The following is a 25155-nucleotide window of genomic DNA, read 5'->3' on the forward strand; positions in this document are numbered from 1 at the left end:
TTTGATGAGGTTTTAACATGGCTGAACGTCTGAATAACGACTTCCAGTTCATCGATGTCGGGCGCGAAGATCCGAAGAAGAAACTGTTGCGTCAACGCAAGAAAGAGTTCGTGGAAATCTATGAACCCTTCAAACCCCAGCACTCGGCCGAGCAGGCCCACCGCTGCCTGGGGTGCGGTAACCCGTATTGCGAATGGAAGTGCCCGGTGCACAACTTCATTCCCAACTGGCTCAAGCTCGTGGCCGAGGGCAACATCCTCGCTGCCGCCGAGTTGTCGCACCAGACCAACACCCTGCCGGAAGTCTGCGGCAGGGTTTGTCCCCAGGACCGTCTGTGCGAGGGTGCCTGTACCCTCAACGACGGCTTCGGCGCGGTGACCATCGGTTCGGTGGAGAAGTACATCACCGACACCGCGTTCGCCATGGGCTGGCGCCCGGACATGTCCAAGGTCAAGCCGACCGGCAAGCGCGTCGCCATCATCGGCGCCGGTCCTGCCGGCCTGGGCTGCGCCGACGTGTTGGTGCGCGGCGGTGTGACCCCGGTGGTGTTCGACAAGAACCCTGAAATCGGCGGCCTGCTGACCTTCGGCATTCCCGAGTTCAAGCTGGAAAAAACCGTACTGAGTCACCGTCGTGAAGTGTTCACCGGCATGGGTATCGAGTTCCGCCTCAATACCGAAATCGGCAAAGACATCACCATGGAACAACTGCTTGCCGAATACGATGCCGTGTTCATGGGCATGGGCACCTACACCTACATGAAGGGCGGCTTTGCCGGTGAAGACCTACCGGGCGTGTACGACGCGCTCGACTTCCTGATCGCCAACGTCAACCGCAACCTGGGTTTTGAAAAGTCGCCGGAAGATTTCGTCGACATGAAAGGCAAAAAAGTCGTGGTGCTCGGCGGTGGCGACACCGCGATGGACTGTAACCGTACGTCGATCCGCCAGGGCGCCAAGACGGTGACCTGTGCGTACCGCCGTGACGAAGCCAACATGCCCGGCTCGCGCAAAGAGGTGAAGAACGCCAAGGAAGAAGGCGTGAAATTTCTCTACAACCGCCAGCCAATCGCGATTGTCGGTGAAGATCGCGTCGAAGGTGTGAAGGTGGTCGAGACCCGTCTCGGCGAACCGGACGCCCGTGGCCGTCGCAGCCCCGAGCCTATCCCGGGTTCCGAAGAAATCATCCCGGCCGACGCCGTGGTCATTGCCTTCGGTTTCCGCCCGAGCCCGGCGTCGTGGTTCGAACAGTTCGAAATCCAGACCGACAGCCAGGGCCGCGTCGTGGCCCCGGAGCAAGGCCAGTACAAGCACCAGACCAGCAACCCGAAAATCTTCGCCGGTGGCGATATGGTGCGCGGTTCGGATTTGGTGGTAACGGCGATCTTCGAAGGGCGCAATGCCGCCGAAGGCATCCTGGATTACCTGCAAGTCTGAGCCTGATCCCAAGTTGAAATGGGATCAAAATGTGGCAGCGGGCTTGCTTGCGAAGACGGTATACCAGTCACCCGATGTATAGGCTGACCCACCGCCTTCGCGAGCAAGCCCGCTCCCACTTTCGTTCTGCCGCGCGGTTATGTCCGCGACAAATTGACCCGATAGACAAAAGGCACGGCGCATTCCGTGCCTTTTGCGTCGCGCTCTGAGAAAATGCCCGCACTTTTTTTGCGGATGCCGACATGACTGCCCTCAAGAACGACCGTTTCCTTCGTGCCCTGCTCAAGCAACCCGTAGACGTCACCCCCGTGTGGATGATGCGCCAGGCCGGTCGCTACCTGCCGGAATACCGTGCCAGTCGCGCCCACGCCGGTGACTTCATGAGCCTGTGCATGAACCCGGAGTTCGCCTGCGAAGTCACGATGCAGCCGCTGGACCGCTACCCGCAACTGGACGCGGCCATCCTCTTTTCCGACATCCTCACCATCCCGGACGCCATGGGCCAAGGCCTGTACTTCGAGACCGGCGAGGGCCCGCGCTTCAAGAAAGTCGTCAGCACCCTGGCTGATATCGAAGCCTTGCCGATCCCTGATCCGCACAAAGACCTCGGCTATGTGATGGACGCCGTGAGCACCATCCGCCGTGAGCTCAATGGCCGCGTGCCGTTGATCGGTTTCTCCGGCAGCCCTTGGACCCTGGCCACGTATATGGTCGAAGGCGGCTCGTCGAAAGACTTCCGCAAGACCAAGGCCATGCTCTACGACAACCCGCATGCCATGCACCTGCTGTTGGACAAGCTGGCGCAGTCGGTCACCGCGTACCTCAATGGCCAGATCATGGCTGGCGCGCAAGCGGTGCAGATCTTTGATACCTGGGGCGGCAACCTGTCAGCGGCGGCTTATCAGGAATTCTCCCTGGCCTACATGCGCAAGATCGTCAGCGGCCTGATCCGCGAGCACGAAGGCCGCAAGGTCCCAGTGATCATGTTCACCAAGGGCGGCGGCCTGTGGCTGGAAAGCATCGCCGACGCCGGCGCTGACGCACTGGGCCTGGACTGGACGTGCGACATCGGCGAAGCCCGCCAGCGCGTGGGCAACCGCGTTGCGCTGCAAGGCAACATGGACCCAACCGTGCTGTACGCCAAGCCGGAAGCGATTCGCACCGAAGTCGGCCGCATCCTCGCCAGCTACGGCAAAGGCACCGGGCACGTGTTCAACCTCGGCCATGGCATCACCCCGGAAGTGAACCCGGAGCATGCCGGCGCATTCCTGCGCGCGGTGCATGAGCTGTCGGCGCAATACCACGAATAAACGCAAAAAAAATGTGGGGGCGGGCTTGCTCGCGAATACGGTGGTTCAGTGACGAATTTGTCCACTGACTTTCGCGAGCAAGCCCGCTCCCACAGCAAAGCAGGGTAGCGTCAAGACTTCGCTTGCCCCAGCGGTGGCAACTTCGCCAACTTCAATGCCACCAGCAACGCACCGACCAACAACGCCACCACAAACGCGCCAATCCCGTTCCACCCGCCGAAGTGCCAGAAGAACCCTCCCGCCGTCCCGGCAATGCTCGACCCCACGTAATAGCAAAACAGATACAGCGACGACGCCTGGCCCTTGGCCTTGACCGCACGGCGGCCGATCCAGCTGCTGGCTACCGAGTGGGCGCCAAAAAAGCCGAAGGTGAGGATCAGCATGCCCGGCACTACCAGCCATAGTGGCGTGAACAGCGTCAGGACCATGCCGATGAGCATCAGCACAATGGTGCCCCACAGCACGCGACGGCGGCCGAGGCGGTCGGCCAGGGCGCCGATTTTTGCCGAGCTGTAGATGCCTGACAGATACACCAGCGACAGCAGGCCGACCACGGCTTGGCTGAGGTCATACGGATCGGCCAGCAGGCGATAGCCGATGTAGTTGAACGTCGTCACAAACGCGCCCATCAGCAGAAAGGCTTCAAGGAACAACCACGGCAGGCCCGCGTCCTTGAAGTGCATCACGAAGCCATCCAGCAGGTTGCGCGGCTTGAGGCTGCTGGCGCGGAAGTTGCGCGATTCGGGGAGGATTTTCCAGAACACCGTCGCGGCGATCAGCGCAAGGCCGCCGATGATCAGCATTGCCGTGTGCCAACTGACGAAGTCGATCAATATGCCGATGATCAGCCGTCCGCTCATGCCGCCAATGGCGTTGCCGCCGATGTACAGCCCCATGGCCAGGCCGATGTGCTGCGGGTGAATCTCTTCGCTCAGATAGGTCATTGCCACGGCGGCCAGGCCGCTCAACGACAGGCCCACCAGCGCACGCATCAGCAGAATGCCTTCCCAGCTTGGCATCAAGCCGCTGGCAATGGTGGCCAGCGCTGCACAGAACAGCGCGGCGACCATTACCGGCTTGCGCCCCAGCCTGTCGGAAATCGGCCCGGTGATCAGCAGGCCGAAGGCAAGCATCGCCGTGGCGACCGACAGGATCAGGCTGCTCTGTGCGGCATTGATGGAAAACTCGTGGGACAGCGCCGGCATCATCGGCTGTACGCAATACAACAGCGCAAAGGTGGCAAACCCGCCGCAGAACAACGCCAGCACCGTGCGCATGAACATCGGCGTGTCTTTTTCGATGTACTCGTCATTGAGCTGCGCCATCACGTCATCGAGGGCTGGCGGCGGGCTGTGTTGAGTAAGTGGAGCAGCAGCAGGATTCACGGGGGGACCTCGGGGAGAAAGTCTGCCAGGACTGACAATACAAAAAAGAATATAGCTGCCTAATGATTCTTTCCAATATATTGTTCGACCTGTTTGATAGCTTTAACGACTTAATGAGGTTTGCATGGAATTACGCCACCTGCGGTACTTCATCGCCGTCGCCGAGGAGCTGCATTTTGGCCGCGCCGCGCAAGTGCTGGGCATTTCGCAACCGCCGTTGAGCCAGCAGATCCAGGCATTGGAGCAAGAGGTGGGAGCGCGGTTATTTGAGCGTACCAACCGTCGGGTCGAGTTGAGCGAAGCGGGGCGCCTGTTTCTGCATGAGGCGCGCCTGGTGCTGGCGCAAGTGGATAAAGCGGCGGACGTCGCGCGGCGGGCGCAGATGGGGGAGCTGGGAGAGCTGAAAATCGGATTCACCTCGTCGGCGCCCTTCAATGCCAGCATTCCCCAAGCGATTTTTGCGTTTCGCCAAGCCTTTCCAGCCGTGCACTTGAGCCTGCAGGAAATGAGCAGCACCGAGGTGGCCGAGTCGCTGGTGAATGAATCGATCCAGGTCGGGCTGATGCGGCCTTTGCCGTTGCCCGAATCACTGTGTGTGGTCGAGTTGATGCGCGAGCCCTTGGTGGCGGTACTGAACGCCGGGCATCCTTTGGCGCAGGGCAGCGAGCGCGGCTTGCACCTGGCGCAATTGGCGGAAGAACCGTTCGTGTTTTTCCCGCGCGCCTACGGCAGCGGTCTTTATGCGCAACTGCTCAGCCTGTGCCGTGACGCCGGCTTCAGCCCCCATGTCGCCCAGGAAGCGGGGGAAGCGATGACCATCATCGGTCTGGTGGCGGCGGGATTGGGCGTATCGGTGCTGCCGGCGTCGTATCAACGGATACGGATCGATGGCGTGGTGTATCGCACGTTGCTGGATCCGGAAGCGGTGACGGCAGTATGGCTGGTGCAGCGCAAGGGCGCGCAGACGCCGATGGCGAGGGCGTTTGTGGAGTTGTTGACGCGTAGGGCGGTGGCGCCGATGCTTGCCGAGTTCCCGAAAGGGGGCTTGTGAAAATGTGAGGGGCCTGGGCGACCAGCCATCGCAGAGCCAGGCAGGAAGCGGCGATGACAAGCCAACCTGATTGTGAAGAGGGCGCCGAAAGGCGCCCTTTGTCGTTTCTGGCTTACTGCATTCCCGCCGAGCGCAAACCAGCCATGATGTCGCGATCGAGCATGCTCACCCAACGGTTGTAGTTGCGATGGATTTTGCCGTCCTTGTAGCCCAAATCGCGGCTGTCGCGGTAGGTGATGGCGTAGCTGTTGCGCGTGTAGCGGATGTCGATGGCGGCATAGAACTGGTTGCGCACGATGATTTCGGCCTGCACCAGTTGCGGGCTCAGGCGTTGCACCGTCCACTCGCGTTTTTGCAGGGCTGCGACGATCACCTGTTTCATTTTTTCTTCGCTGACCTGAGTTGTGGCCGGCAGGTCGTGCTGTGTGTTGAGCACCGGTTTGTTGGTGCAACCGGCGGTGGTCAGCAGGGCCAGGGTGATCAGGGTAGCGCGTAGCAGGGAAGACATTCCGTTTTCTCCAATCGATTTAAAAGTCAGGACCAGCGGCGGAAGATCAGCGAAGTGTTGACGCCGCCGAAGGCAAAGTTGTTGTTCATCACGTAGTCGTGGTGCATCTCGCGAAAGCCGCCTTGCAGGTAATCCAGCTCACCGCATTGCCGGTCCACGCAATCCAGATTGAAGGTGTGCACGTATTGGTCGCGGTTCATCATCTCGATGCTGAACCACGACTCCAGCGCCCCGCACGCGCCCAAGGTGTGGCCAAGGAAGCTCTTCTGCGAACTGATGGGCATGCGGCTGCCGAACAGGCTGCTCGTGGCCAGGGTTTCGGCGATGTCGCCCTGGTCGGTGGCGGTGCCGTGGCCGTTCACGTAGCCGATGGCGGACGGTTCAAGCCCGGCATCTTCCAGCGCCAGCTCCATGGCGCGGCGCATGGTTTTCTGTTCCGGGCGGGTGGTGTGCTGGCCGTCGGCATTGCTGCCAAAGCCGACCAGTTCGGCGTGGATGTGCGCACCCCGCGCCAACGCGTGTTCCAGCTCTTCGAGCACCAGCATGCCGCCGCCTTCACCAATCACCAGGCCATCGCGACCGCTGTCGTAGGGGCGTGGGCTGGTTTGCGGTGCGTCGTTTTTCAGGCTGGTGGCGTAGAGCGCGTCGAACACCATCGCTTCGGTGGGGCAGAGTTCTTCGGCACCGCCGGCAAGCATCAACGGCAGGCGGCCGAACTTGATTGCCTCGTAGGCATAGCCGATGCCCTGGCTGCCGCTGGTGCAGGCGCTGGACGTTGGGATCAAACGCCCGGTCAGGCCAAAAAAGATGCTGATATTCGCCGCGGTGGTGTGCGGCATCATGCGCACATAGGAGTTGGCATTCAGCCCCTCGGCCACCGAGTTCAGCAGCATATTGCCGAACGCTTTGATCTCATCGGTGCTGCCGGTGGACGAGCCACACGCCACGCCCATGCGCCCGTCCTTGATCGACGCGTCGCCGAGCAAGCCGGCGTCCTGCAACGCCTGCTCCGCTGCCCACACGGCCAGGCGCGAGACGCGGCCCATGCTGCGAAGCTGCTTGCGCGTCCAGTGCGGGGGCACGACGAACGTGTCAATCGGCCCGGCCAGACGCGTGTTCAATTCGGTGAAACGGTCCCACTCATCCATGCGCCGGATGCCGCTGCGGTTGGCGCGAAAGTTGGCCGCGATGGTGTCCCAATCGCTGCCCAGGGAGGTCATGCCGGCCATGCCGGTGACGACAACGCGCTTCATCAGCACAGGCCTCCATTCACGGCCAGAACCTGGCGCGTGATATAGCCGGCTTCGGCCGACATCAGGAAATTCACCGCGCCGGCGACTTCTTCCGGGGTGCCCATGCGCTGCGCTGGGATCATTTTCATCAGCTCTTCGACCGGCACGTTTTCATCCAGCATCGCGGTGTCGATCAACCCGGGCGCCACACAGTTGACGGTGATCTTGCGTTTGCCCAGTTCGATGGCCAGTGCCTTGGCCGCGCCGATCAACCCGGCCTTGGAGGCGCTGTAGTTAACCTGGCCACGGTTGCCGATCAGCCCGGAAACCGAGGTGATGCACACGATGCGCCCGGCCGCGCGACGACGAATCATCGGCATCATCACCGGGTGCAGCACGTTGTAGAAACCGTCGAGGTTGGTGCGCATCACCACGTCCCAGTCATCTTCCGACAGGGCGGGGAAGGCGCCGTCGCGGGTCAGGCCGGCATTGAGCACCACCCCGTAATAAGCGCCATGCAGCTCAACGTCGGCCTCCAGGATTTCCTTGCACGCCGCGCGGTCCGCCACGTCGAATTGCAATACCCGCGCCTTGCGGCCCAGGGCTTCGATGTCGGCCTGTACTGCGTTGGCTTCGGCACGGCCACTGCGGCAATGCAGCACGATGTCATGCCCGGCCTGGGCCAGGCGCAGGGCAATGGCGCGGCCGATGCCCCGGCTGGAGCCGGTGACCAGTACGGATTCAGTCATGGCGTTTCGTCCTTCGATTCATCTAAATAGTTGGCCGCCTGGGGCGGTCGAAATACGTTCAAGCGTGCGCTGGCCCGGATGCCGTCGCCGGTGAGGTGGCATTCGAACACCCCCATGCCGTTGTCGTCTTCCAGGGAGCGCAAGCCATGAATATTCAGCTCGGCGCCTGCGGGGAAGTGCTCCACGTTGCACTCGAACTTACGCGTGCCCAACAGGAAACCCAGCTCCACCGCCTGGCCTTGCTGGCGCGCGCGGCAACCGGCATAGGCGGCGACGCTCTGCGCCATCAACTCGATACCGACCCAGGCCGGCAGGCTGCCGTCGGCGCGGTTGAACAGGCCACCGGGCTTGACGGTGAGGCGGGTGTGAACCTGCTCTTCATCGAACGACAGCACTTGGTCGATCAAAATCATGTCGCCCGCGTGGGGCAACAGTTCGGCGAGTGGCCAATTGTTCATGGGGCCTCTCCAATAATCAGGCTGACGTTGTTGCCGCCGAAGGCAAACGAGTTGCTCATCAGGCAAGGCTTTTTCAAAGTGTCACCCTTGTGCGCCCACTGCAAAGCGGGCAGCGTCGGGTCGACGTGGCCGTCCCACACATGGGGCGGGACCAGGCCATGAACCAGGCTCAACCAGCAGAACGCCGCTTCCAGCGCGCCCGCCGCGCCGAGGGTGTGGCCGCTCATGGGTTTGGTTGACGAACAGGCCACGCCGCTCGGAAACAGGCTGGCCACCGCCAGGCTTTCCATGGCGTCGTTGTGTTGGGTGGCGGTGCCGTGCAGGTTCAGATAGCCGATCTGCGCGGGCGCGAGTTGCGCGTTGGCCAGGGCCTTGCGCATCGCCTGCAACGCACCTTTGCCGGTGGGCTCGGGCGCGGAGATATGGTGCGCGTCGCTACTGGCGCCGCTGCCCAGCAGGGCGACCGGTGCGGGCTCACGACTCATCACAAACAACACCGCGGCTTCGCCGATGTTGATGCCGTTGCGGTTCACCGAGAACGGATTGCAGCGCTCGGCAGACACCGCCTCCAGTGCGGTAAAACCGTTCAGCGTCAGCCTGCACAAGCTGTCGACGCCGCCGCAGATCACCGCGTCGCACACGCCCAGGTCAAGCAGGCGCTGGGCACTCATCAACGCGCGGGCGCTGGAGGTGCAGGCAGTGGAAATCACGTAGGCCGGGCCACTCAACTGCAGCCAGTCGGCGAGAAAATTTGCCGGCGCGCTGAGTTCCTGCTGCCGGTAGTCGTAGTCGCCAGGAAACGTTTTATCGCGCAGGTAGTGGGCGATGCCGCGACTGGCTTCGTCGATGCCCGAGGTGCTGGTTCCCAACACAACGCCAACCCGCGATGGGCCGTAGGTGTGGATCGCCTGGCGGATCCGGGCTTCGATCTGCAACGCCGCTTCCAGCAGCAACTGGTTATTGCGGCTGCTCTGCTGGCCCAGTGGCTCTGGAAGGGTCGCCAGTTCGCCGCGCACAGCCGCAACCGGCACCACGCGCTCCGGCACCCAGCCGCTCTCGGCGCGCATGCCGCTGCAGTCACCGGCAAACAGGCTGCGGCTGACCTCGGCCTGGCCGCGACCGAGGGCACAGATCACCCCGAGGGCATTGAGGTAAGCGGTCATTTGCCGGCACCCAGCGGAGTAATGCGATAGCGCAACGGTTGGCCCGTCATGTTCACGCTGAACACCTCTGAAGACTGATAGACGATTTGCCAATGGCCCGGCAGCGTTCGCGTGAGGTCCATGGCCTGGGCCGAAGGGTACAGCGCACGCACGTCATCCGCCGGGGCCAGGGCAAACAACAGCGCGGCGAACAGCGCGCGGGCCTGGGGATTGGGCGGCAGCAAGCCATCGGCCTGCCACTGCCCGTCGATCAATTTCTGCCGGGCCTGGGGAATGCCCAGCGGGTCCATCATCGACCAGCGAATCGCCGCACCTTCACGCTGGATCACCAACAGCCAGTCCTGGCTGCGATCGCCCTCCAGGCGTTGCACATGCAATTGCATCGGCAGCGCCAATGCCGGGGTTTTTTCCGGTAACGGCGCTTGGCTCGCGCAAGCGCCGAGCAGCAACAGGCAACCGATCAACAGCAGGCGGATCATGAGCTTGGGACCTGCAACGGCTTGCGCGCCACGCAGTTGACCAGGGTTTCCTCGCGCTGGCCCACAGGAGGCGCCTTACGCAAGCCCCAGCGTTCCAGCAGGCCGAAATCGCTGGACCGGCTCCACCACAAGTAGGGGTACGAGACGTTCCGCGCGTCGAACTCAAAGCCCTGCTCGCGCAGCATCTCCAGATACGCCTCGGCGCTTTTCTGCACGTGCATCGGGTGACGGAACAGCCAGCGAATCACCCAGGTGTCGATATAGGCTTCGGTGGATTCGGCAAACAGCAAATAGCCGCCCGGCTTGAGTACGCGATAGAACTCCTTGAGTGCGCGATGTTGCTCGACCAAGTGGTGAAAGGTCTGGTGGCAAAACACAATATCGACACTGGCGTCGGGTACGTCGAGGGTGGCGCAGTCGCTGCCGATCAACTCCACGGCCAGGCCCTGGCGAGCGGCCTCTTCACGGCTCAGCGCCAGGCTGTGAGGGTCGGCATCCAGGCCGATCAAGCGCGAAGGTGCAAATACCTGTTGCAGCAACTTGAAGGATTTACCCTGGCCGCAGCCGGCGTCGAGCAATACCGGCGCCACCGGCAGCGGCTCGCTGAACAGGCTGCGCAGGTCGTTGATCGCCACGCGCAACACATGGTGCTGCCAAGTGTGGCTGCGCAGGAACCAGATGCCGAAGCGGGTTTCTTCGACGTAATTTTTACTCAGGTAGTTCTTTTCAACGGCAGGGCTGCTCATACCGGCTCACTCGCACAAATATCCGACAACATCCGCAGGCGCCGTTTGGGCTCGCTGACAAACGGGTTGCGTTCATCCCAGGCGTAACCGGCGAGAATCGAACTGATCATGCGGCGAATCTCCGGCGAACTGCCGGCATGGAAAATCACATCCTGGAATGTCCCGGCGTACCAGCCCTCCACGTAGCAGCGGAAGGTGTCGACGCCGCGCTTCAGCGGTTCGGCAAACTCGGTTTGCCAGTCCACCGTTTCACCTTGCAGTTGGCGGTGCAGCAAACCTGCGGCCATGCTCGCCGAACGCATGGCGATGGTTACGCCGGAAGAGAACACCGGGTCGAGAAATTCCGCCGCGTTGCCCAGCAGCGCAAAGCCCGGCCCGTGCAGGGTTTTGACGTTGGCCGAATAGCCGCCGATGCTGCGCGCCGGGGTATCCCACACGGCATTTTTCAGCACGCCGGACAGGCTTGGGGTTTGCTCGATAAACCCGCGCAGGCAGGCATCGAGGTCGTCGTCCTGGCCGTCGAAATGCTCCTTGGCCGCGACTACGCCCACCGAGCAACGGCCGTTGCTGAACGGGATGGTCCAGAACCAGATATCGCGTTTCTCGGGATGGGTGGTCACCAGAATCTTGGTGCGGTCGAAGCCTGGGTGTTCGATGCGGTCTTCGATGTGGGTGAACACGGCCTGGCGCAGCGGGAAATTCGACGGCGCTTCGAGGTCCAGCAGGCGCGGCAGCACGCGACCATAGCCACTGGCATCCAGCACGAACTCGGTCTTGAGGTGGTACTCGCTGCCATTCTCCCGGCGAACGTGCAGGTAGCGGCTGGCTCCACAAACGTCCACGCCGACGATGCTTTCGCCGTAGCGGATTTCCACGCCCTGCAATGCCGCCTGATCGGCCAGCAGTTTGTCGAACTCAGCGCGCTGCACCTGAAAAGTCGTCGGCTTGCCGTTGCTGAACGTGTCACCGAAATCGAACGCGCTGTAGCGCTCGCCCCAGGCGAACGCGGCACCGGTTTTCAGTTGGAAGCCGGCCGCCTGCACGGCATCAAGCATGCCGGCCTCTTCGATAAAATCGATGCAATGGGACAGCAGGCTTTCGCCGATCGAGAAGCGCGGAAAATACTGGCGCTCGATGATCAATACATCATGCCCTTTGCGCTTGAGCAGCGCGGCCGCGATGGCCCCGGATGGCCCGGCACCGATCACCACCACCTGGCGACGTTCCATTTCAACTGTGGGCACGAAGGCTCCTTGCCGCTTTGGCGATATTCACATTCATAAGGCGTTTTTCTGTTGCCCGGCCCAGGGCGCCAGCATAAAGCTGAATGCCAGGCCGAGACTGACCGACAGGCCGAAATTGCTCACCGCCGGCGTACTCGAGACGGCCAGCAGGCCGAACGATAACCACGTGGTCAGCGCTGCCAGCAAGGTTCCCAGCAGGCTCACGGCGGCACCGCCGATCTGCTCGCGCATCAGGATCGCATAGTCGACGCTGATGGCCGTGACCAGCAGCAGGCCGAACAGGCTGAACAGGGTCAGCGGCTGGCCCAGCCAACCGAGACTGGCCAGGCTGCACAGCGCCGCCAGCAGCGGCAGCGCGACGATGCGCAAGGCGCCGGTGAAGCCGAAGGGCAATATCAACAGCATCACGATCAGCACACAGGAGAGCAATTTCAATTCGGCGGCGCTGATTTGGGTATCGGCAAACACGCGGTTCAAGTCACCCAGGCGATCCACCAGTTGCACGCCGGGCAAGTCCACGGCCTGCACCCGCAGCAACGCCGGGTTGCTCAAGCCTTGCAGGCTGACCATTGCCGCCACGCCGCCGTCTACCGGGCCGAGCCACAGCGTGCGCCAGGGTTCGGCCAGCGGGCCTTGCAGCGCGGCGTCGATGTCTTCGGTGGGCAGCGCTTGCAATCGGGCGACTTCGGCCTGCAAGGCGCTGGCGGGTACGCCGAGGTCCAGCAGCGGTTGCCAATGCTCCGGGAGTGTATTCAGCGCATCGCGCAGCTGCTGTTGCTCGGCGGGCAGGTTGACCAGTTGATTGAGCGCCAGGTAACCCTGGAGTTTGTCCATGTTCACCAGTTGATCCAGGCGCTGGCCCAGGGCGGCCTGGCGCTCCAGTAACTGCTGTTGATTGTCGGCCCGCACCAGAAAGAACTGGCTGGTGGGCTGGAACCCGGTAATGCGCGCCACGGCCTGGGCTTCCTGGAGTAATTGCGGCGGCGCGCCGATCCATTGGCGAATGTCGTTTTTAGTGTTCAATTGCCACAGGCCACCGGCGCAGAACAACAGCACCCACACCAGCAGCACCGCGCCGGGCACGCGTTTGATCAAGGCCGCCCGCCACCGCCACAAGCGTTCGGCGATGCGCAGCGGCCATTGCGCCGGGCGCAGTTCGACACCGCTCAGCAGCGCGGGCAACAGGCACACGGCGCAGAGATAAGCACCGACCAGGCCGGCTGCGGAGAACACCGCAATTTGCGTCAGCGCCGGGAACGGCGTCCAGGCCAACGCCAGATAGCCGATGCAACTGGTGGCCAGGCTCAGGCTCAGCCCTGGCAGGGTCAGGCGCAGTGCCGGCCAACTGCGCCACGGTTGCAGGCTCCAGCTTTTCGACAGGTAATGCAGCGGGTAATCCACCGCGACGCCGATCAGGCTCGAGCCCAGCACCAGCGTCATGACATGCATATGGCCGAACAGCGCCACACAGGCCACCGCGCCAAACAGCATGCCGACCATCACCGGCAAGAACGCCAGCAGCACCCGCCAGCGCCGGAACGCCAGCAGCAGCAACAGCAGGATGCCCAGGGTTGCGCCGCCGCCCACCCAGGTGATTTCCCGCGTGGCTTGCTGCTGCCCATTGGCCGCGTAGAGCAAACCGCTGGCGGCGAGCAGTTGCACGCCTTGCTCGCCGGCCTGGGCGCGGCTGGCCTGGAGCAGCTCCGCGACTTGCAGCGGCAGTTTCAGATCGAATGCATTGCCGGTGGTGCGCGCCCGCAGGAGCACCCAGCTTTTGCCGTCGGCATCGGCGATCAACGCGCCGCTGCCGATATCCAGCTGTACCGCACCGTGCTGCGGCTGGCTGTTCTGGATGCGCCCGGTCAGGCCCAGCCAGTCGTCCTGGCTCGGCACCAGGCTGAAGCCGGTGAAGGGGTCGAACAGTGACTGCACGCGCTGCTCAATGAAGGCTTCAGGCTGTTCAACCAGTTGCTCGCGGTCCTTGGCCGACAGCATCGCCAGCCGTCCGCGCAACAGCTGCTCGCGCAGCGCCGGCAAGTCGGCTTGCAGGTTCCATTGCACCTTTTCAAACAGGCCACTGGCTTGCCAGCGCTCGGCCAGTTGCTGTGCCACGGTCAGCGCTTGCTGGCGGTCGGCATGCCCCACCAGCACCAGCATCTCGCGGTTCAGCGGCTCCTGCATGCGCTGCTCTGCTTGCAGCTCCAGGGCGTCCGGCGTACTGCCGGGCACCAGCTCCATCAGGTTGGCCGACAGCGGCGCACCCTGGCGCCACTGCCAGCCGGCCAGGGCAAGCACCGCCACCAGCAGGATCAGGAACAGGCGCGGCAGCAGGCGTTCACTGGGCAAAGTCGTGTTGCTCGGCAGTGCTCAATGGTTGGCCGGCGGTGCTGTCCTGCATGCGCAGGATGGTGCTGTCGCCTTGGGTTTCCAGCAGTTCGATGGTGTTCACTAAGTCGCCGCCGTCGATATTGATCCGGGTGAATACCTGCTTGAGCAACAGCGAACGCGGGGTCAGTGTGAGCGTCCACTGCGTGGCCTCGCCTTGCAGTCGCAGTTCGAAGTCACGTTGCAGGCCGCTGCTGTCGCCCTGAAGCACGGCGAGGAACAGACGATTCTGCTCCGCCCCGGCGCTCTTGTTCGGCAGCAATTGCCAGCCATTGGCGTCACGCCGAGCGATGCCCTGGGCGCTGATGCGATAGTCCTGTTGCAACGGGGTTTTCAACAGCCACAGCAGGCCGTGGTCCTTGGCGAGCACGAAGGTGCCTTTGCTGACCAGCGGCTGGGGCAGGGCGCGCAGGTGTTTTTCCTGGGTGAAGTTGCCGTGGATGACCGAGGGTTTTGCCAGCTGATCGCTCAGCTGCTGCAAGTCGAAAGCGTGGGCGCTGAAGCTCAGCAGCGCCACAGCCAATGCAGGCGCGAGCTTGCTCGCGAAGAACCTGAGGACGCTGCGCAGTGCCAGGTATCCTGCGTTATCGTTGACGATCTTCGCGAGCAAGCTCGCTCCTACAGGGGATATCATTTCAGGGCCCTTTCGACGGCGTCGATGAATATTTTGGGCGAGGCCAGTTGCATCTCGCGGCTGGCAATTTCCACCGCCACCTGCACGGTACTGGCGCGGGTCAAACGTTCGCCGCCGGCCAGGTCGGTAATCAGGTAATTGACCTTCAAACGGTTCTCCCACTCCACCAGGCTGGCGCGCACGTTGAGGGTTTGGCCGAAGGTCGCGCCGCGCACATAGCGTAGCTGCATGTCGATCACCGGCCAGGCATAGCCGGCTTCGAGCATCGCGGTGTAGTTATGGCCGATCTTGTCCAGCAGCGCGCAGCGCGCCACTTCCAGGTACTTCACATAATGGCCGTGCCACACCACGTTCATGGTGTCGATATCGAAAAACGGCACGAGGATTTGAGTGTCGCAGTGCAACACGCCGGGGCTACGCATGCAGCCTCCAGTGTTGCTCGGCGATGCGTTGCAGGCACAGGCGCAGTTCGCCTTCCAGGGCACGGTCTTCAATGACCGGCGCAAAATCCTTGGCCAGTTCTTCATGCATCGCAGCCAGTGCCGGTGGCAACGGCCGGGCATCGTCGGCCCGGGCGCGCAGCCACACGCCCTGGTTGGCGGCGATCAAGGCGGCGGCGGCGACCTGTTCGGTCAACTCCAGCACACGGATCGCATCGCGGGCGGCGATGGTGCCCATGCTCACTTTGTCCTGGTTATGGCACTCGGTAGAGCGCGAGAACACGCTGGCCGGCATGGTGTTTTTCAGCGCTTCGGCGGTCCAGGCGCTGGTGCCGATCTGCACGGCCTTGAAGCCATGGTTGATCATTGCGCGGTCGGCCGGTGCGCCCGACAGGTTGCTCGGCAGGCCGTGGTTGTAACGCACGTCCACCAGCAGCGCCAACTGGCGGTCGAGCAGGTCGGCGACATTGGCCACCAGGGTCTTGAGGCTGTCCATGGCAAAGGCGATGTGCCCGCCGTAAAAGTGCCCGCCGTGCAGCACGCGTTCTTCCTCGGCATCAATGATCGGGTTGTCATTGGCGCTGTTGAGTTCGATTTCGATGAACGAGCGCAGCCAGTTCAGGCTGTCGGCCAGCACGCCGAGCACGTGGGGCGCGCAGCGCAGCGAGTAGCGATCCTGCAGGCGGTGCAGCGGCGCAGTGGGTGCATCGATGGCCAAGTCCTTGCGCAGCCAGGCGGCGACTTGCATTTGCCCGGGATGGGGCTTGGCGGCGAACAGACGCTCGTCGAAGTGTTCCGGGTTGCCTTGCAGCGCCACCACATTCAGCGCGGTGATGCGCGTGGCCAGGTGCAGCAGGTAGTCGGCGCGGGCGAAGGCCAGGCAGGCGATACCAGTCATCACCGCCGTGCCGTTCATCAACGCCAGGGCTTCCTTGGGCCTTAGTACCAAGGGCTCCCAGCCCAGTTCGCGATGGACGTCGGCGGCCTGGCGACGTTCGCCACGAAACAGCACTTCACGCTCGCCGGACAAGGTTGCCGCCACATACGACAGCGGCGTCAGATCGCCGCTGGCGCCCACCGAGCCTTCTTCAGGGATCAACGGCAGCACATCGTGTTCGAGGAACCCATGCAGGCGCTCCAGCAGTTCCACGCGTACCCCGGACACGCCATGGCACAGCGACTGCAAGCGAGCCGCCAGCACGGCGCGGGTGGCTTGGGCGTCGAGCAACTTGCCCAGGCCGCAACCGTGGAAGGTGTACAGATGACGCGGCAGCGCTTCGACATGTTGCAATGGCACCGCTACCACGCACGAGTCGCCGTAGCCGGTGGTCACGCCGTAGATCACCCCTTCCTTGTCCAACAGCGAGTCAAGAAACTGCGCGCCCTTGGCGATGCGCCGGCGATAGGCCGCGTCGTCCTGCAATTGCGTGGGCACCTGACGGTTGGCCAGGGCCAGTACGTCTTCGATGCGCAGGGGGCGTTCGCCAAAGGTTATCGGCTCAAGAGGCGTCGTCATCGGTCTTCCAGAAAGGGTAAAAGTTGAACCACTGTTGAGGCGCTTGCAGGCAGAACTGGCCCAGGCGCTCGGCATAGCGGGCGGCCCACAGGGCGATGACTTGCTCGCGGGTGCTGCGCTTCCATTCGACCAAGGGCGCGAAGGGCTCGATGGTCAGGTGATAACGGCCTTGGTGCTTGAGGCACATCAGCAGGTTGACCGGGCATTTGAGCAGGCCGGCCAGCAGCCACGGGCCTTGGGGGAACGCGGCCGGATGGCCGAGGAAGTCCACGCGCACCGTGCGCCCGCCGTGCAGCGGGATGCGGTCGCCGGCAATTGCCAGCCATTCGCCATCGTCCAGGCGCTGGCTGAGCAGCAGCATGGTGGCCGGGTCCAGCTCGCTGACCTGGATCAGGCGCAAATGGGTCGCGCCCGCTTCGCCCAGCAGGCGGTTGAAACGCTCGGCGTGCTTGGTGTGCACCAGCACATTCATGGTGACTTGTTCGCCGATCTCCGCCAGCGCGCGGCACACTTCCAGGTTGCCCAGGTGCGCGCCCACCAGCATCTGCCCGCGCTCGCCACGCAATTGGCCGCGCAATTGTGCCGGGTCGTTGATCTCGATCTGCTCCAGGCGCAGCTTGCCGTTCCATACGTCCAGCTTGTCGAGCAGGGAGTCGGCGAAGGCCATGAACTGGCCGAAGACCTTTTTGTGGCTCGGCAGCAGGTCGTCACGCCCGCTCCATTGCGCCAGGCGTTGCTGGTATTGCCAGGCGCTCTGGCGCGCGGTGCGGCCGAACAGAAAAAAGTACAACACGATGCTGTAGAGCAACGGGCTCAACAGGCGACGGCCGAGAACCTTTGCCGCGACCGCCGTAAGTTTCATCAGCCAGAAGCTGCCGCGCTCTTCGCGGTCGGCCCAGTGTTTGCTGCTGTCGCTCATGCCTGCCACCGCCGCCACAGGATGGCCGGCGCGCGCACCAGCATGCCGAAGAACAGCCGCGTATGCATGGCGCTGATGCGCACGTTGTCGCGCCACAGACGAAAGTGCGACAGGCCGTCGGCGGGGTAATGCACCTGGGTCGGCAGCCAGCGCATGGGCTGGTTGCGCCAGGCCAGGCGTACGAGGATGTCCGAGTCGAAATCCATGCGCGTGCCGATGTAGGCCGAGTCCATCAGCGCCAGCGTGGGGGCCAGCGGGTACACGCGAAAGCCGCACATCGAGTCGCGAATCTGCAACGACAGGGTGTTGATCCACACCCACACGTGGGTCAGGTAGCGTGCGTAGAGGCGGCCCTTGGGCACGCTTTCGTCGTATTCGGGGTAGCCGCAGATGATCGCGTCGGGGTGCCTGCGGGACGTGTCGATAAAGGTCTCGACTTCGCGCAGGTCGTGCTGGCCGTCGGCGTCCACTTGCAGGGCATGGGTGTAGCCCAGCCGCGCGGCTTCGCGAAAGCCCGCCATGACGGCGGCGCCCTTGCCCTGGTTGTGGGGGAGGGTCAGCAGGGTGACGTTATCCAGCGTCGCCAGTTGGGTAAGCACCGCCGCGCAGGCCGGGCTGCTGCCATCGTCCACCAGCAGGCAGGGCAGACCGCTGTCGAGCAGGCTGCGCACCACGGCGGGCACGGCGGCTTCGTGGTTGTAGACCGGGATCAGGGCGCAAGGGTTATGCATATTCAAAAAAACCGTGGCGAGGGAGCTTGCTCCCGCAGGGCTGCGAAGCGGCCCAAATGCAGGCGACCGAGATCATCCTGCCAAACGGCGATACCTGAGCAGGGCGTGCTTCGCACGCCAGCGGGAGCAAGCTCCCTCGCCACAATAAGCGCTTAGTCATGGGCCGCCACCAGTTGAATGCGTCCGCTTGAGCACGCCGCATCCCCATTGCGATAGGCGAAGTACAACTTGCCGCGCTCCCGATCAAAGCGCAGGTGCAATTCGATGTGATCACCGGGGCGCACCAGTTGCTGGAACTTGAGCACTTCCATACCGGCGAACGTGGCCGGCAGGTCAAGCAGTTGCTGGCCCAGGTTGAATGCCCACTCCACCTGCACCACGCCTGGCAGCACCGGCGTCACCGGGAAATGCCCGCTGAAATAGGCCAGGTCCGGCGGGACGCTCAACTGCAGCGTCCATTCGCCGTCGGTTTCGACCTGCTCCAGTACCTCCGGCGCCTTGGGGCGCGGCGCCAGCAGCAGGGCCTCGATATCGGCCTGGGGCAGCTTGCCCTGGCTGTTCAGCGGCAGTTGGCGCAGCAAACGCCAGCGGCGAGGCAGGGCCAGGGCTTCGCAATGTTGGCTCAGGTGCTGGCGCAGGGTTTGGGTCACGGTGCGCCGGCCCTGGTTGCGCAGAGCATGCAAACCGTCTGCGCTCAATACCACCAGGGCGCCGAGTGACGCGCGGTTTTCCTGCACCACGCCCAGGCGGGTTTCAGCGACCCATGGGTGGTTCATCAGCGCCTGTTCGAGCATCGGCAAGGCGATGCGTTTTTCTTCCAGCTTGACGATGCGGTCCAGGCGCCCGAGCAGTTCGAAGCGGCCATCGGCATGGATACGCGCGGCGTCGGCGGTCTGTTCGATATGCCCGGCGGGCAGGTAAGGCGAGGCAATGCGCAGGGCCCCATCGGCATCCTGGCTCAGTTGCACGTCGGCAAACGGCTGCCAGGGTTGGGCGCCCTGGCGCCAGGCGATGCCGCCGGTTTCCGAGCTGCCAAGAATTTCCGTCGGCCATTGCTGCAAGCGGTCGTAGAGGCTGCTGGCGGCTTCGACAGGCAAGGCACCGCCGGAGGAAAACACCCGTGAGACTTGGCTCAGCGCCGGCCAATCAAGGTTATCGCCCATGCGCTTGAGCAGCGCCGGGCTGGCAACCCAGGCGAACTGCGGGTACTCGCGACTGGCGCGCTGCATGTCCTCGGGGAATGCCAGTTGCCTGCGCACAAAGGTGCGACCGGCGCACACCGGCCACAGCACGCGAAACAGCAACCCGTAGATATGTTGCGTGGCGACGCTGCCGATGATGCACGCGTCTTTCAGATCGGCGCCCCATAGGGCTTCCAGCGCCTGGACCTCATTGGCCAGCTGGCGCAGGGACTTGTCGATACGCTTGGGTTCACCGCTGGAGCCGGAGGTGCACAGGCTCAGTTGGCAGCTATCCAGGTCGAGCGCGGCCGGGCTCAGGGGCGCCTGATACAGCGCCTCCAGGTCCGACGCCTGGGTCAGCCAGGCATCGACCGCGGCTGCCCAGCGTTGACGGGTTTGGGGTTGCAGGTCGGCGGGGAGCAGCACGCCGACCCCGGCACGCCAGGCGCCGAGCAAGGCAATCGCCAGTATGCCTGCATCTTCCAGGTGCACCGCCAGGCGCTGTATGCCACGCGCTTGCAGGCCTGCCGCCAGGCGCAGGGATTGCTCCATCAGTTGAGCATGATTGAGCGCCGGCTCAGTGGTGACCGCGCGCTGTTCCTGCGGCTCGAGCAGCAGATGCTCAAGTTTCAAACCTTTCATACGCGGCCTCGAACCCTTTGTCGTACCAGCCATTCCACGGCAAACAACAGCCCCATCAGCCCGTAGGCGATCAAGCCGTTGTACAACGTCCACCAGCTCAGCGGCGCCCATAAGGTGAGGGCGGCGGCGAGCAGGCCGTTACACAGAAAAAACACACTCCACACCACGGTGACCTGGCGCGTATACACGATCGCGTGCGGCGGCAACTGCGGGTCGCTGATGCGCGCCAGGCGCTCGACCATCGGCGGCCCGTATTTAAGGCTCAGGCCGAACAGTGCCAGCATGAACGCGCTGACCAGGCTTGGGTACCAACGCAGCCACTGCGGGTTGTCGAACCAGGCCAGCGCCAGGCAAAACACAATCACCACCACCGCCATCCAGCGACTGCCGGGGCGTCGCGCAGCGCTGAGCGCACGCAGCAGCCACAAGCTGCCCAACAGCAGGCCGAATTGCCATGGCGCAAAATGCTCGGTGCCGTAATACACCGCAAAGGGGTACAGCAGCCCCGCCAGCAACAGGCCAAGGCCGATCAACCGGCTCATGCGGCGGGCTGGACCAGACGGTACACCGCCTCAACCACGTCGTTGACGGTACGCACTGCCTTGAACTCTTCGGCGGCGATTTTTTTGCCGGTCTGGCGCTTGATATGGTCGATCAGGTCCACCGCATCGATGCTGTCGATTTCCAGGTCCTGGTACAGGTTGGCGTCAAGGGTGACGCGCGCAGGTTCCAGCTCAAACAGTTCGACCAAGGCGTCGCGCAGGGTGTTGAAAATATCGTCACGAGTTTGCATGGTCCGGTCTCAAGCTACCTGTTTGGCCGTGACGAACGCCGCAAGGCTGGCCACGTTGGTGAAGTGATTGCGTGTGTCCTTGGCGTCGGCGTCGATCTTGATGCCGTACGTTTTCTGGATGGCCAGGCCCAACTCCAGTGCGTCGACCGAATCCAGGCCCAAGCCTTCGCCGAACAAAGTCTGGTCGCTGCCGATGTCGTCGACACTGATGTCTTCCAGGCCCAGGGCCTCGATGATCAGCATCTTTATGTCGTGCTCAAGGCGGTGTTGGTCGCTCATCTTCGGCGAGCTCCTTAATGAAATAGTGATGCAGGTAATCGTTGAGCTTGCGTGACGCCTGGGGCGCGGGGCCCAGTGCGGCAAACGCGTGTGGTTCTATATCGGCACCCACGCGCAAACTGAAGTGAAATCGGCGTTTGGGAATGCGATACCAGGGCTCGGCCTTGGTCAGGGTCGTGGGGCTGACCTTGATCACCACCGGGGTGATGACCGCCGCACCGCGCAGCGCAATGGCCGCGCCGCCGCGATGGAAGGCCGGTGCCGCGCCGGGCGTGGTGCGGGTGCCTTCGGGAAAGATGATCAGGGTTTGCCCGGCGCGCAGGGCATCGGCGGCGGCGTCGAGCATGTCGGCGCTGCCATCGTTGCTGATGTAGCCGGCGTCGCGCACCGGGCCGCGGGTGAACGGGTTCTGGAACAGGCTCTGCTTGACCACGCAATTGGTCTGGCGCATCAGGCCGATCAGGAACACGACGTCGATCAGCGACGGATGGTTGGCGACGATCATCTGGCCAGGGCGGCCGAGTTTGTCGGCACCCTCGACGCTGTAAGTAAGGATGCCCAGGCATTTCATCAGGCGAATGAAGAACCAGAACAGACAACTGATGGTGTGGCGCGCGCGTCGTTGATGCTCGCTGGCGTCGCCCGGCAGGCAACTGAGCAACGGGAAGACCAGCAAACGCAGGCACAGCCCGCCAACGCCGAACACGAAGAAGCTGGCGGCTGTGGCAAACAGGCGCCAGTAATAGGCCTGCCGTGGTTTGTCGGTCAGGACTTGCGTCGCCAATTCCATACTCGGTTCTTCCAGGCATGTTGGCAGGCACCCTGCTCGGTCAGCAGGGTGCGCAGCAGATTCAGGGCGTGGGGCCACTGGGTTTGAGTGAGTTGGACAGCGCTGCTGTTTAGTTCCAATTGCCACTCGTCGCCGGGCGTCAGCAAAAGGCCGAGGGCGTAGGGGAAGGGCACATCGGCGATCCAGCTGGCATAGGCCTCGGGTGGCTGTTCTTCGGTGATCACCAGCAATACGGCCGGGGCGCCTTCGTTGAGCAACGCGGCGGCTTCGAGCAGGCCGTGCTCAAGGCCGTCACCGGCGGCGGCGAGGGCCGTCATTTCACTGGTTTCATTGCGCAGGATCGACCACAGGCCGATCACCGCGTTATGCACCGACAGGCTGAACTGGGTCGGCGACAGCGGCTGCTCGTTGGCCAGGTCGCTGAGGATGTCGAGGGTGCGCGGGGTTTCGCCGTGGCGGGAAATGAACACCAGCGGCAGCTCTTCAAGGCCTTCGGCCAACGGCCAGCCGACGCTGAACGCCATGCGGGCCAGCCGGCTCAAGCGCCGGCGCTGCATGGCTGGCAAAAATGACACATCAGGCGAGGCTTCGCTGACAGGCAGCAACACCGGGGCCCGGCACCAGGCGTGCCAGTCGTGCGCACTCTCAAGGCCGGGAGCCCAGGCGCGCCATTGGGCGATGTTGAAGTTGATCACTGAGAAGTTATCCCGCCCCTGCGGGCTTCCGTGTGCGGCCAATGGCCCCGGATTCCGGGACAGAGGGCAATGGCCGAATGGCGCGCATTATCCCGGTGCCACGGGGTTCTAGCAAATATTGGTTAAAATTTGTTCGCTGTCGATTCAAATAAATGAGTGGATTTTGCCAGTTTTGAGCGATAGGGGGCCGAACTGGCTTGTCGGACCCTTCCCATTCCTTTGTGAGCCAGACATAGCGGATCGATGAACGAGGTAGCTAACCGGCGCTTTTGCGCTCTACACTCGGTCATTCATTGATACGCGGAGGTTTTTCCATGCGGCGTGTGGTGTTCAATCAAAAAGGCGGCGTGGGCAAGTCCAGCATCGCCTGCAACCTGGCGGCGGTCAGCGCCAGCGAAGGTTATCGAACCCTGTTGGTGGACCTCGATGCACAGGCCAACTCCACTCAGTACCTCACCGGGCTGACTGGTGATGACATCCCTATGGGGATCGCCGACTTTTTCAAGCAAACCCTGTCTTCAGGGCCGTTTTCGAAGAAGAACAAGGTGGACATCTACGAAACGCCGTTCGACAACCTGCACGTGATCACCGCCACCCCTGAACTGGCGGACCTGCAGCCCAAGCTTGAGGCCAAGCACAAGATCAACAAGCTGCGAAAGCTGCTGGACGAGTTGAGCGAGGATTACGACCGTATTTACCTGGATACGCCGCCGGCTTTGAATTTTTACGCGGTTTCCGCGCTGATCGCCGCCGATCGCGTGCTGATTCCCTTTGATTGCGACAGCTTCTCGCGCCAGGCCCTGTATGGCCTGTTGGCTGAAATCGAAGAATTGAAGGAGGACCACAACGAAGGCCTGGAGGTGGAAGGCATTGTGGTCAACCAATACCAGGCCCGGGCGAGCCTGCCGCAGCAGATCCTTAATGAGTTGATCGCCGAAGGCCTGCCGGTATTGCCGGTGTACCTGGCCAGCTCCGTGCGCATGCGGGAGTCGCACCAGGAGAGCAAGCCGCTGATTCATCTGGACCCACGGCACAAGCTGACGCAACAGTTTGTGGCGTTGCATAACCTGCTGGAAAACGCCTGACCTGTGTCGACGCTTCTTGCATGGTCTGTAGGATGAGTCCGGCAAGAAGGGTTAAGCCTTGTGCCGTTGCCTACAGCTACGCCAGAATCCGCCGGCTTGTGCGTCTGGATGGGCGTCTCTAAGGTTTGCCGGTCGCTGAATGTTCAGTGATCGGGTTTAGTAGCCCTGACAGACGAAAGTATGTGCACCGTTCCATAAGCATGGCGTTTTTGCCTATCTGATGGTGACTGTGCGCAGGGCACCTTCGGGTGCGCCGGTTTTTGCTTTCGTTCCCGGTCTACTAACCTGCGTACAGTCGCCACCCTTCGTTTAGTAGCGAAACAGGTGGCGACCCTATCAGAGAACGAAAAGCATGTTTAAAGCAGATGCCAATTTATTCACTGTCACACCCAACCTCCCCACCGAAGCGCTGATCATCAACAGCTACGAAACCTTCTCCTCCGTGCGCACCTTATTGCTCAACCTCTCCAACGACCTCACCGGCGAACACCGCGACGTAGCTCTAGCCATTCACCAATTGAGCGAACTCGGCGTACTGCTGGTCGGCCAGATGATGGACCGCGAAGCGCCGCTGGCCTGAGGATAAAATGCGATAAAAATGTGGGAGCGGGCTTGCTCGCGAAAGCGGTGGAACAGGGCCAGATGCAGTGGCTGACACTGCGCCTTCGCAAGCAAGCCCGCTCCCACACTGTCCCGAGTCGTTCTCGGGGGCAGGCTTACACCCCTTGGCTACGCAACCAACTCATCAACTGCGGCAATGGAAACGCTCCACTCTGGCGCGCCACTTCCCGGCCATTCTTGAACAGAATCAGACTGGGAATCGAGCGGATCCCCAACTGCGCCGACAGCTGCTGATTGGCTTCGCTGTCCAGCTTGGCCAACCGGCATTTGCCTTCAAGCTGGCCGGCGGCTTGCTCGAATGTCGGCGCAAACGACTTGCACGGCCCGCACCATTGAGCCCACACATCCACCAGCAACGGCAAGTCGCCCTTGATCTGGCTGGCATAGTCGCCTTGTTTCAATTCAAACGGCTTGCTCAACAACACAGGTTGCTTGCATCGCCCACAGTTGGGCGCGTCACCCAGGCGTTCGCCGGGGATGCGGTTCAGGCCGTTGCAGTGAGGGCAAGGGATTACGAGCGGTTCGGACATGGTGGGCTCCTTGGATTTGGCTGGCGGTACCTATTTGGAGTCAAGTACGAGCTATATCAAGCTCAGCGGACACAAGGCATATGTTCATAGATTAATGTGTGTAGTTGGGTGCGTGCCTATCCAAGCTGAAAGTGACGGCTCGAAAGAGCACCA

General features: G+C 62.7%; 27 protein-coding genes. 5 read left to right on the forward strand and 22 right to left on the reverse strand.

Going from position 1 to position 25155, the window contains the following annotated elements:
- Positions 1-17 precede the first annotated feature (17 nt).
- Both Q1V60_RS24695 and hemE read left to right on the forward strand, forming a co-directional pair.
- Positions 18-1436 (forward strand): FAD-dependent oxidoreductase, encoded by a 1419-nt coding sequence (locus Q1V60_RS24695; RefSeq protein ID WP_300635733.1) that lies wholly within the window; start codon positions 18-20, stop codon positions 1434-1436.
- 242 nt (positions 1437-1678) lie between these two features.
- The gene (gene hemE, locus Q1V60_RS24700; protein ID WP_300635734.1) at positions 1679-2746 is read left to right on the forward strand and encodes a uroporphyrinogen decarboxylase; all 1068 of its coding nucleotides are present in this window, start codon (positions 1679-1681) and stop codon (positions 2744-2746) included.
- A gap of 110 nt (positions 2747-2856) precedes the next feature.
- Here the strand turns inward: hemE and Q1V60_RS24705 are convergent, their stop codons facing one another.
- Positions 2857-4131, reverse strand: a complete 1275-nt coding sequence (locus Q1V60_RS24705) for an MFS transporter (RefSeq protein WP_300635736.1) — start codon at positions 4129-4131, stop codon at positions 2857-2859.
- Between the two features lie 124 nt (positions 4132-4255).
- Here Q1V60_RS24705 and Q1V60_RS24710 point away from each other — a divergent pair, with 124 nt between their 5' ends.
- Positions 4256-5182: a LysR family transcriptional regulator gene (locus tag Q1V60_RS24710; RefSeq protein ID WP_300635738.1), complete on the forward strand. Its 927-nt coding sequence runs from the start codon at positions 4256-4258 to the stop codon at positions 5180-5182.
- A 112-nt stretch (positions 5183-5294) separates the two neighbouring features.
- On the opposite strand, the gene Q1V60_RS24715 is transcribed toward Q1V60_RS24710, so the two are convergent.
- From Q1V60_RS24715 to Q1V60_RS24810, 20 genes are all read right to left on the reverse strand, one after another.
- On the reverse strand, positions 5295-5690 hold the full coding sequence (locus Q1V60_RS24715; RefSeq protein ID WP_300635740.1) for a hypothetical protein: 396 nt from the start codon (positions 5688-5690) through the stop codon (positions 5295-5297).
- A gap of 26 nt (positions 5691-5716) precedes the next feature.
- Positions 5717-6943 carry a beta-ketoacyl-ACP synthase gene (locus tag Q1V60_RS24720; RefSeq protein WP_300635742.1) on the reverse strand — a complete coding sequence of 409 codons (1227 nt, stop codon included), beginning with the start codon at positions 6941-6943 and terminating at the stop codon, positions 5717-5719.
- Entirely contained in the window at positions 6943-7671 is a 729-nt protein-coding gene (fabG, locus tag Q1V60_RS24725) for a 3-oxoacyl-ACP reductase FabG (protein ID WP_300635744.1), read from the reverse strand. Before fabG ends, Q1V60_RS24720 begins: the two co-directional genes overlap by 1 nt.
- A complete protein-coding gene (locus Q1V60_RS24730; protein WP_300635746.1) occupies positions 7668-8129 on the reverse strand; it encodes a hotdog family protein in 462 nt (153 codons plus the stop codon). Before Q1V60_RS24730 ends, fabG begins: the two co-directional genes overlap by 4 nt.
- Positions 8126-9292 (reverse strand): beta-ketoacyl-[acyl-carrier-protein] synthase family protein, encoded by a 1167-nt coding sequence (locus Q1V60_RS24735; RefSeq protein ID WP_300635748.1) that lies wholly within the window; start codon positions 9290-9292, stop codon positions 8126-8128. The genes Q1V60_RS24730 and Q1V60_RS24735 overlap by 4 nt, the downstream gene beginning before the upstream one ends.
- Complete coding sequence (locus Q1V60_RS24740) at positions 9289-9771, reverse strand: hypothetical protein (protein ID WP_300635750.1); 483 nt, start codon at positions 9769-9771, stop codon at positions 9289-9291. Before Q1V60_RS24740 ends, Q1V60_RS24735 begins: the two co-directional genes overlap by 4 nt.
- On the reverse strand, positions 9768-10517 hold the full coding sequence (locus tag Q1V60_RS24745; protein WP_300635752.1) for a class I SAM-dependent methyltransferase: 750 nt from the start codon (positions 10515-10517) through the stop codon (positions 9768-9770). Before Q1V60_RS24745 ends, Q1V60_RS24740 begins: the two co-directional genes overlap by 4 nt.
- Positions 10514-11761, reverse strand: coding sequence for an NAD(P)/FAD-dependent oxidoreductase (locus Q1V60_RS24750; protein ID WP_300635754.1), 1248 nt, complete (start codon positions 11759-11761; stop codon positions 10514-10516). The genes Q1V60_RS24745 and Q1V60_RS24750 overlap by 4 nt, the downstream gene beginning before the upstream one ends.
- A gap of 33 nt (positions 11762-11794) precedes the next feature.
- Positions 11795-14107, reverse strand: coding sequence for an MMPL family transporter (locus Q1V60_RS24755; RefSeq protein WP_300635756.1), 2313 nt, complete (start codon positions 14105-14107; stop codon positions 11795-11797).
- Complete coding sequence (locus tag Q1V60_RS24760; RefSeq protein ID WP_300635758.1) at positions 14097-14780, reverse strand: outer membrane lipoprotein carrier protein LolA; 684 nt, start codon at positions 14778-14780, stop codon at positions 14097-14099. The genes Q1V60_RS24755 and Q1V60_RS24760 overlap by 11 nt, the downstream gene beginning before the upstream one ends.
- Positions 14777-15202, reverse strand: a complete 426-nt coding sequence (locus tag Q1V60_RS24765; protein ID WP_300635760.1) for an acyl-CoA thioesterase — start codon at positions 15200-15202, stop codon at positions 14777-14779. The genes Q1V60_RS24760 and Q1V60_RS24765 overlap by 4 nt, the downstream gene beginning before the upstream one ends.
- On the reverse strand, positions 15195-16736 hold the full coding sequence (locus Q1V60_RS24770; RefSeq protein ID WP_300635762.1) for an aromatic amino acid ammonia-lyase: 1542 nt from the start codon (positions 16734-16736) through the stop codon (positions 15195-15197). The genes Q1V60_RS24765 and Q1V60_RS24770 overlap by 8 nt, the downstream gene beginning before the upstream one ends.
- Complete coding sequence (locus Q1V60_RS24775) at positions 16720-17655, reverse strand: glycosyl transferase (RefSeq protein WP_300635764.1); 936 nt, start codon at positions 17653-17655, stop codon at positions 16720-16722. The genes Q1V60_RS24770 and Q1V60_RS24775 overlap by 17 nt, the downstream gene beginning before the upstream one ends.
- On the reverse strand, positions 17652-18386 hold the full coding sequence (locus tag Q1V60_RS24780; RefSeq protein WP_300635766.1) for a glycosyltransferase family 2 protein: 735 nt from the start codon (positions 18384-18386) through the stop codon (positions 17652-17654). Before Q1V60_RS24780 ends, Q1V60_RS24775 begins: the two co-directional genes overlap by 4 nt.
- 152 nt (positions 18387-18538) lie before the next feature.
- Entirely contained in the window at positions 18539-20209 is a 1671-nt protein-coding gene (locus tag Q1V60_RS24785; RefSeq protein WP_300635768.1) for an acyl-CoA synthetase family protein, read from the reverse strand.
- Positions 20206-20751 carry a hypothetical protein gene (locus Q1V60_RS24790; protein WP_300635770.1) on the reverse strand — a complete coding sequence of 182 codons (546 nt, stop codon included), beginning with the start codon at positions 20749-20751 and terminating at the stop codon, positions 20206-20208. The genes Q1V60_RS24785 and Q1V60_RS24790 overlap by 4 nt, the downstream gene beginning before the upstream one ends.
- Positions 20748-21002, reverse strand: coding sequence for an acyl carrier protein (locus Q1V60_RS24795; RefSeq protein WP_005784088.1), 255 nt, complete (start codon positions 21000-21002; stop codon positions 20748-20750). The genes Q1V60_RS24790 and Q1V60_RS24795 overlap by 4 nt, the downstream gene beginning before the upstream one ends.
- A gap of 9 nt (positions 21003-21011) precedes the next feature.
- Positions 21012-21281, reverse strand: coding sequence for a phosphopantetheine-binding protein (locus Q1V60_RS24800; protein WP_300635773.1), 270 nt, complete (start codon positions 21279-21281; stop codon positions 21012-21014).
- Positions 21259-22071, reverse strand: coding sequence for a lysophospholipid acyltransferase family protein (locus Q1V60_RS24805; protein ID WP_300635774.1), 813 nt, complete (start codon positions 22069-22071; stop codon positions 21259-21261). Before Q1V60_RS24805 ends, Q1V60_RS24800 begins: the two co-directional genes overlap by 23 nt.
- Positions 22047-22766, reverse strand: a complete 720-nt coding sequence (locus Q1V60_RS24810; protein WP_300635776.1) for a beta-ketoacyl synthase chain length factor — start codon at positions 22764-22766, stop codon at positions 22047-22049. Before Q1V60_RS24810 ends, Q1V60_RS24805 begins: the two co-directional genes overlap by 25 nt.
- Before the next feature lie 314 nt (positions 22767-23080).
- On the opposite strand from Q1V60_RS24810, the gene Q1V60_RS24815 reads away from it, so the two are divergent.
- A complete protein-coding gene (locus tag Q1V60_RS24815; RefSeq protein ID WP_300635778.1) occupies positions 23081-23851 on the forward strand; it encodes a ParA family protein in 771 nt (256 codons plus the stop codon).
- Between the two features lie 352 nt (positions 23852-24203).
- Positions 24204-24431: a DUF6124 family protein gene (locus Q1V60_RS24820; RefSeq protein ID WP_300635780.1), complete on the forward strand. Its 228-nt coding sequence runs from the start codon at positions 24204-24206 to the stop codon at positions 24429-24431.
- Positions 24432-24567: 136 nt separating this feature from the next.
- Here Q1V60_RS24820 and trxC read toward each other — a convergent pair whose 3' ends face one another.
- On the reverse strand, positions 24568-25002 hold the full coding sequence (gene trxC, locus Q1V60_RS24825) for a thioredoxin TrxC (protein WP_300635782.1): 435 nt from the start codon (positions 25000-25002) through the stop codon (positions 24568-24570).
- Between the last annotated feature and the right edge of the window lie 153 nt (positions 25003-25155).

This window comes from Pseudomonas sp. (genome assembly GCF_030147005.1).
GTDB lineage: Bacteria > Pseudomonadota > Gammaproteobacteria > Pseudomonadales > Pseudomonadaceae > Aquipseudomonas.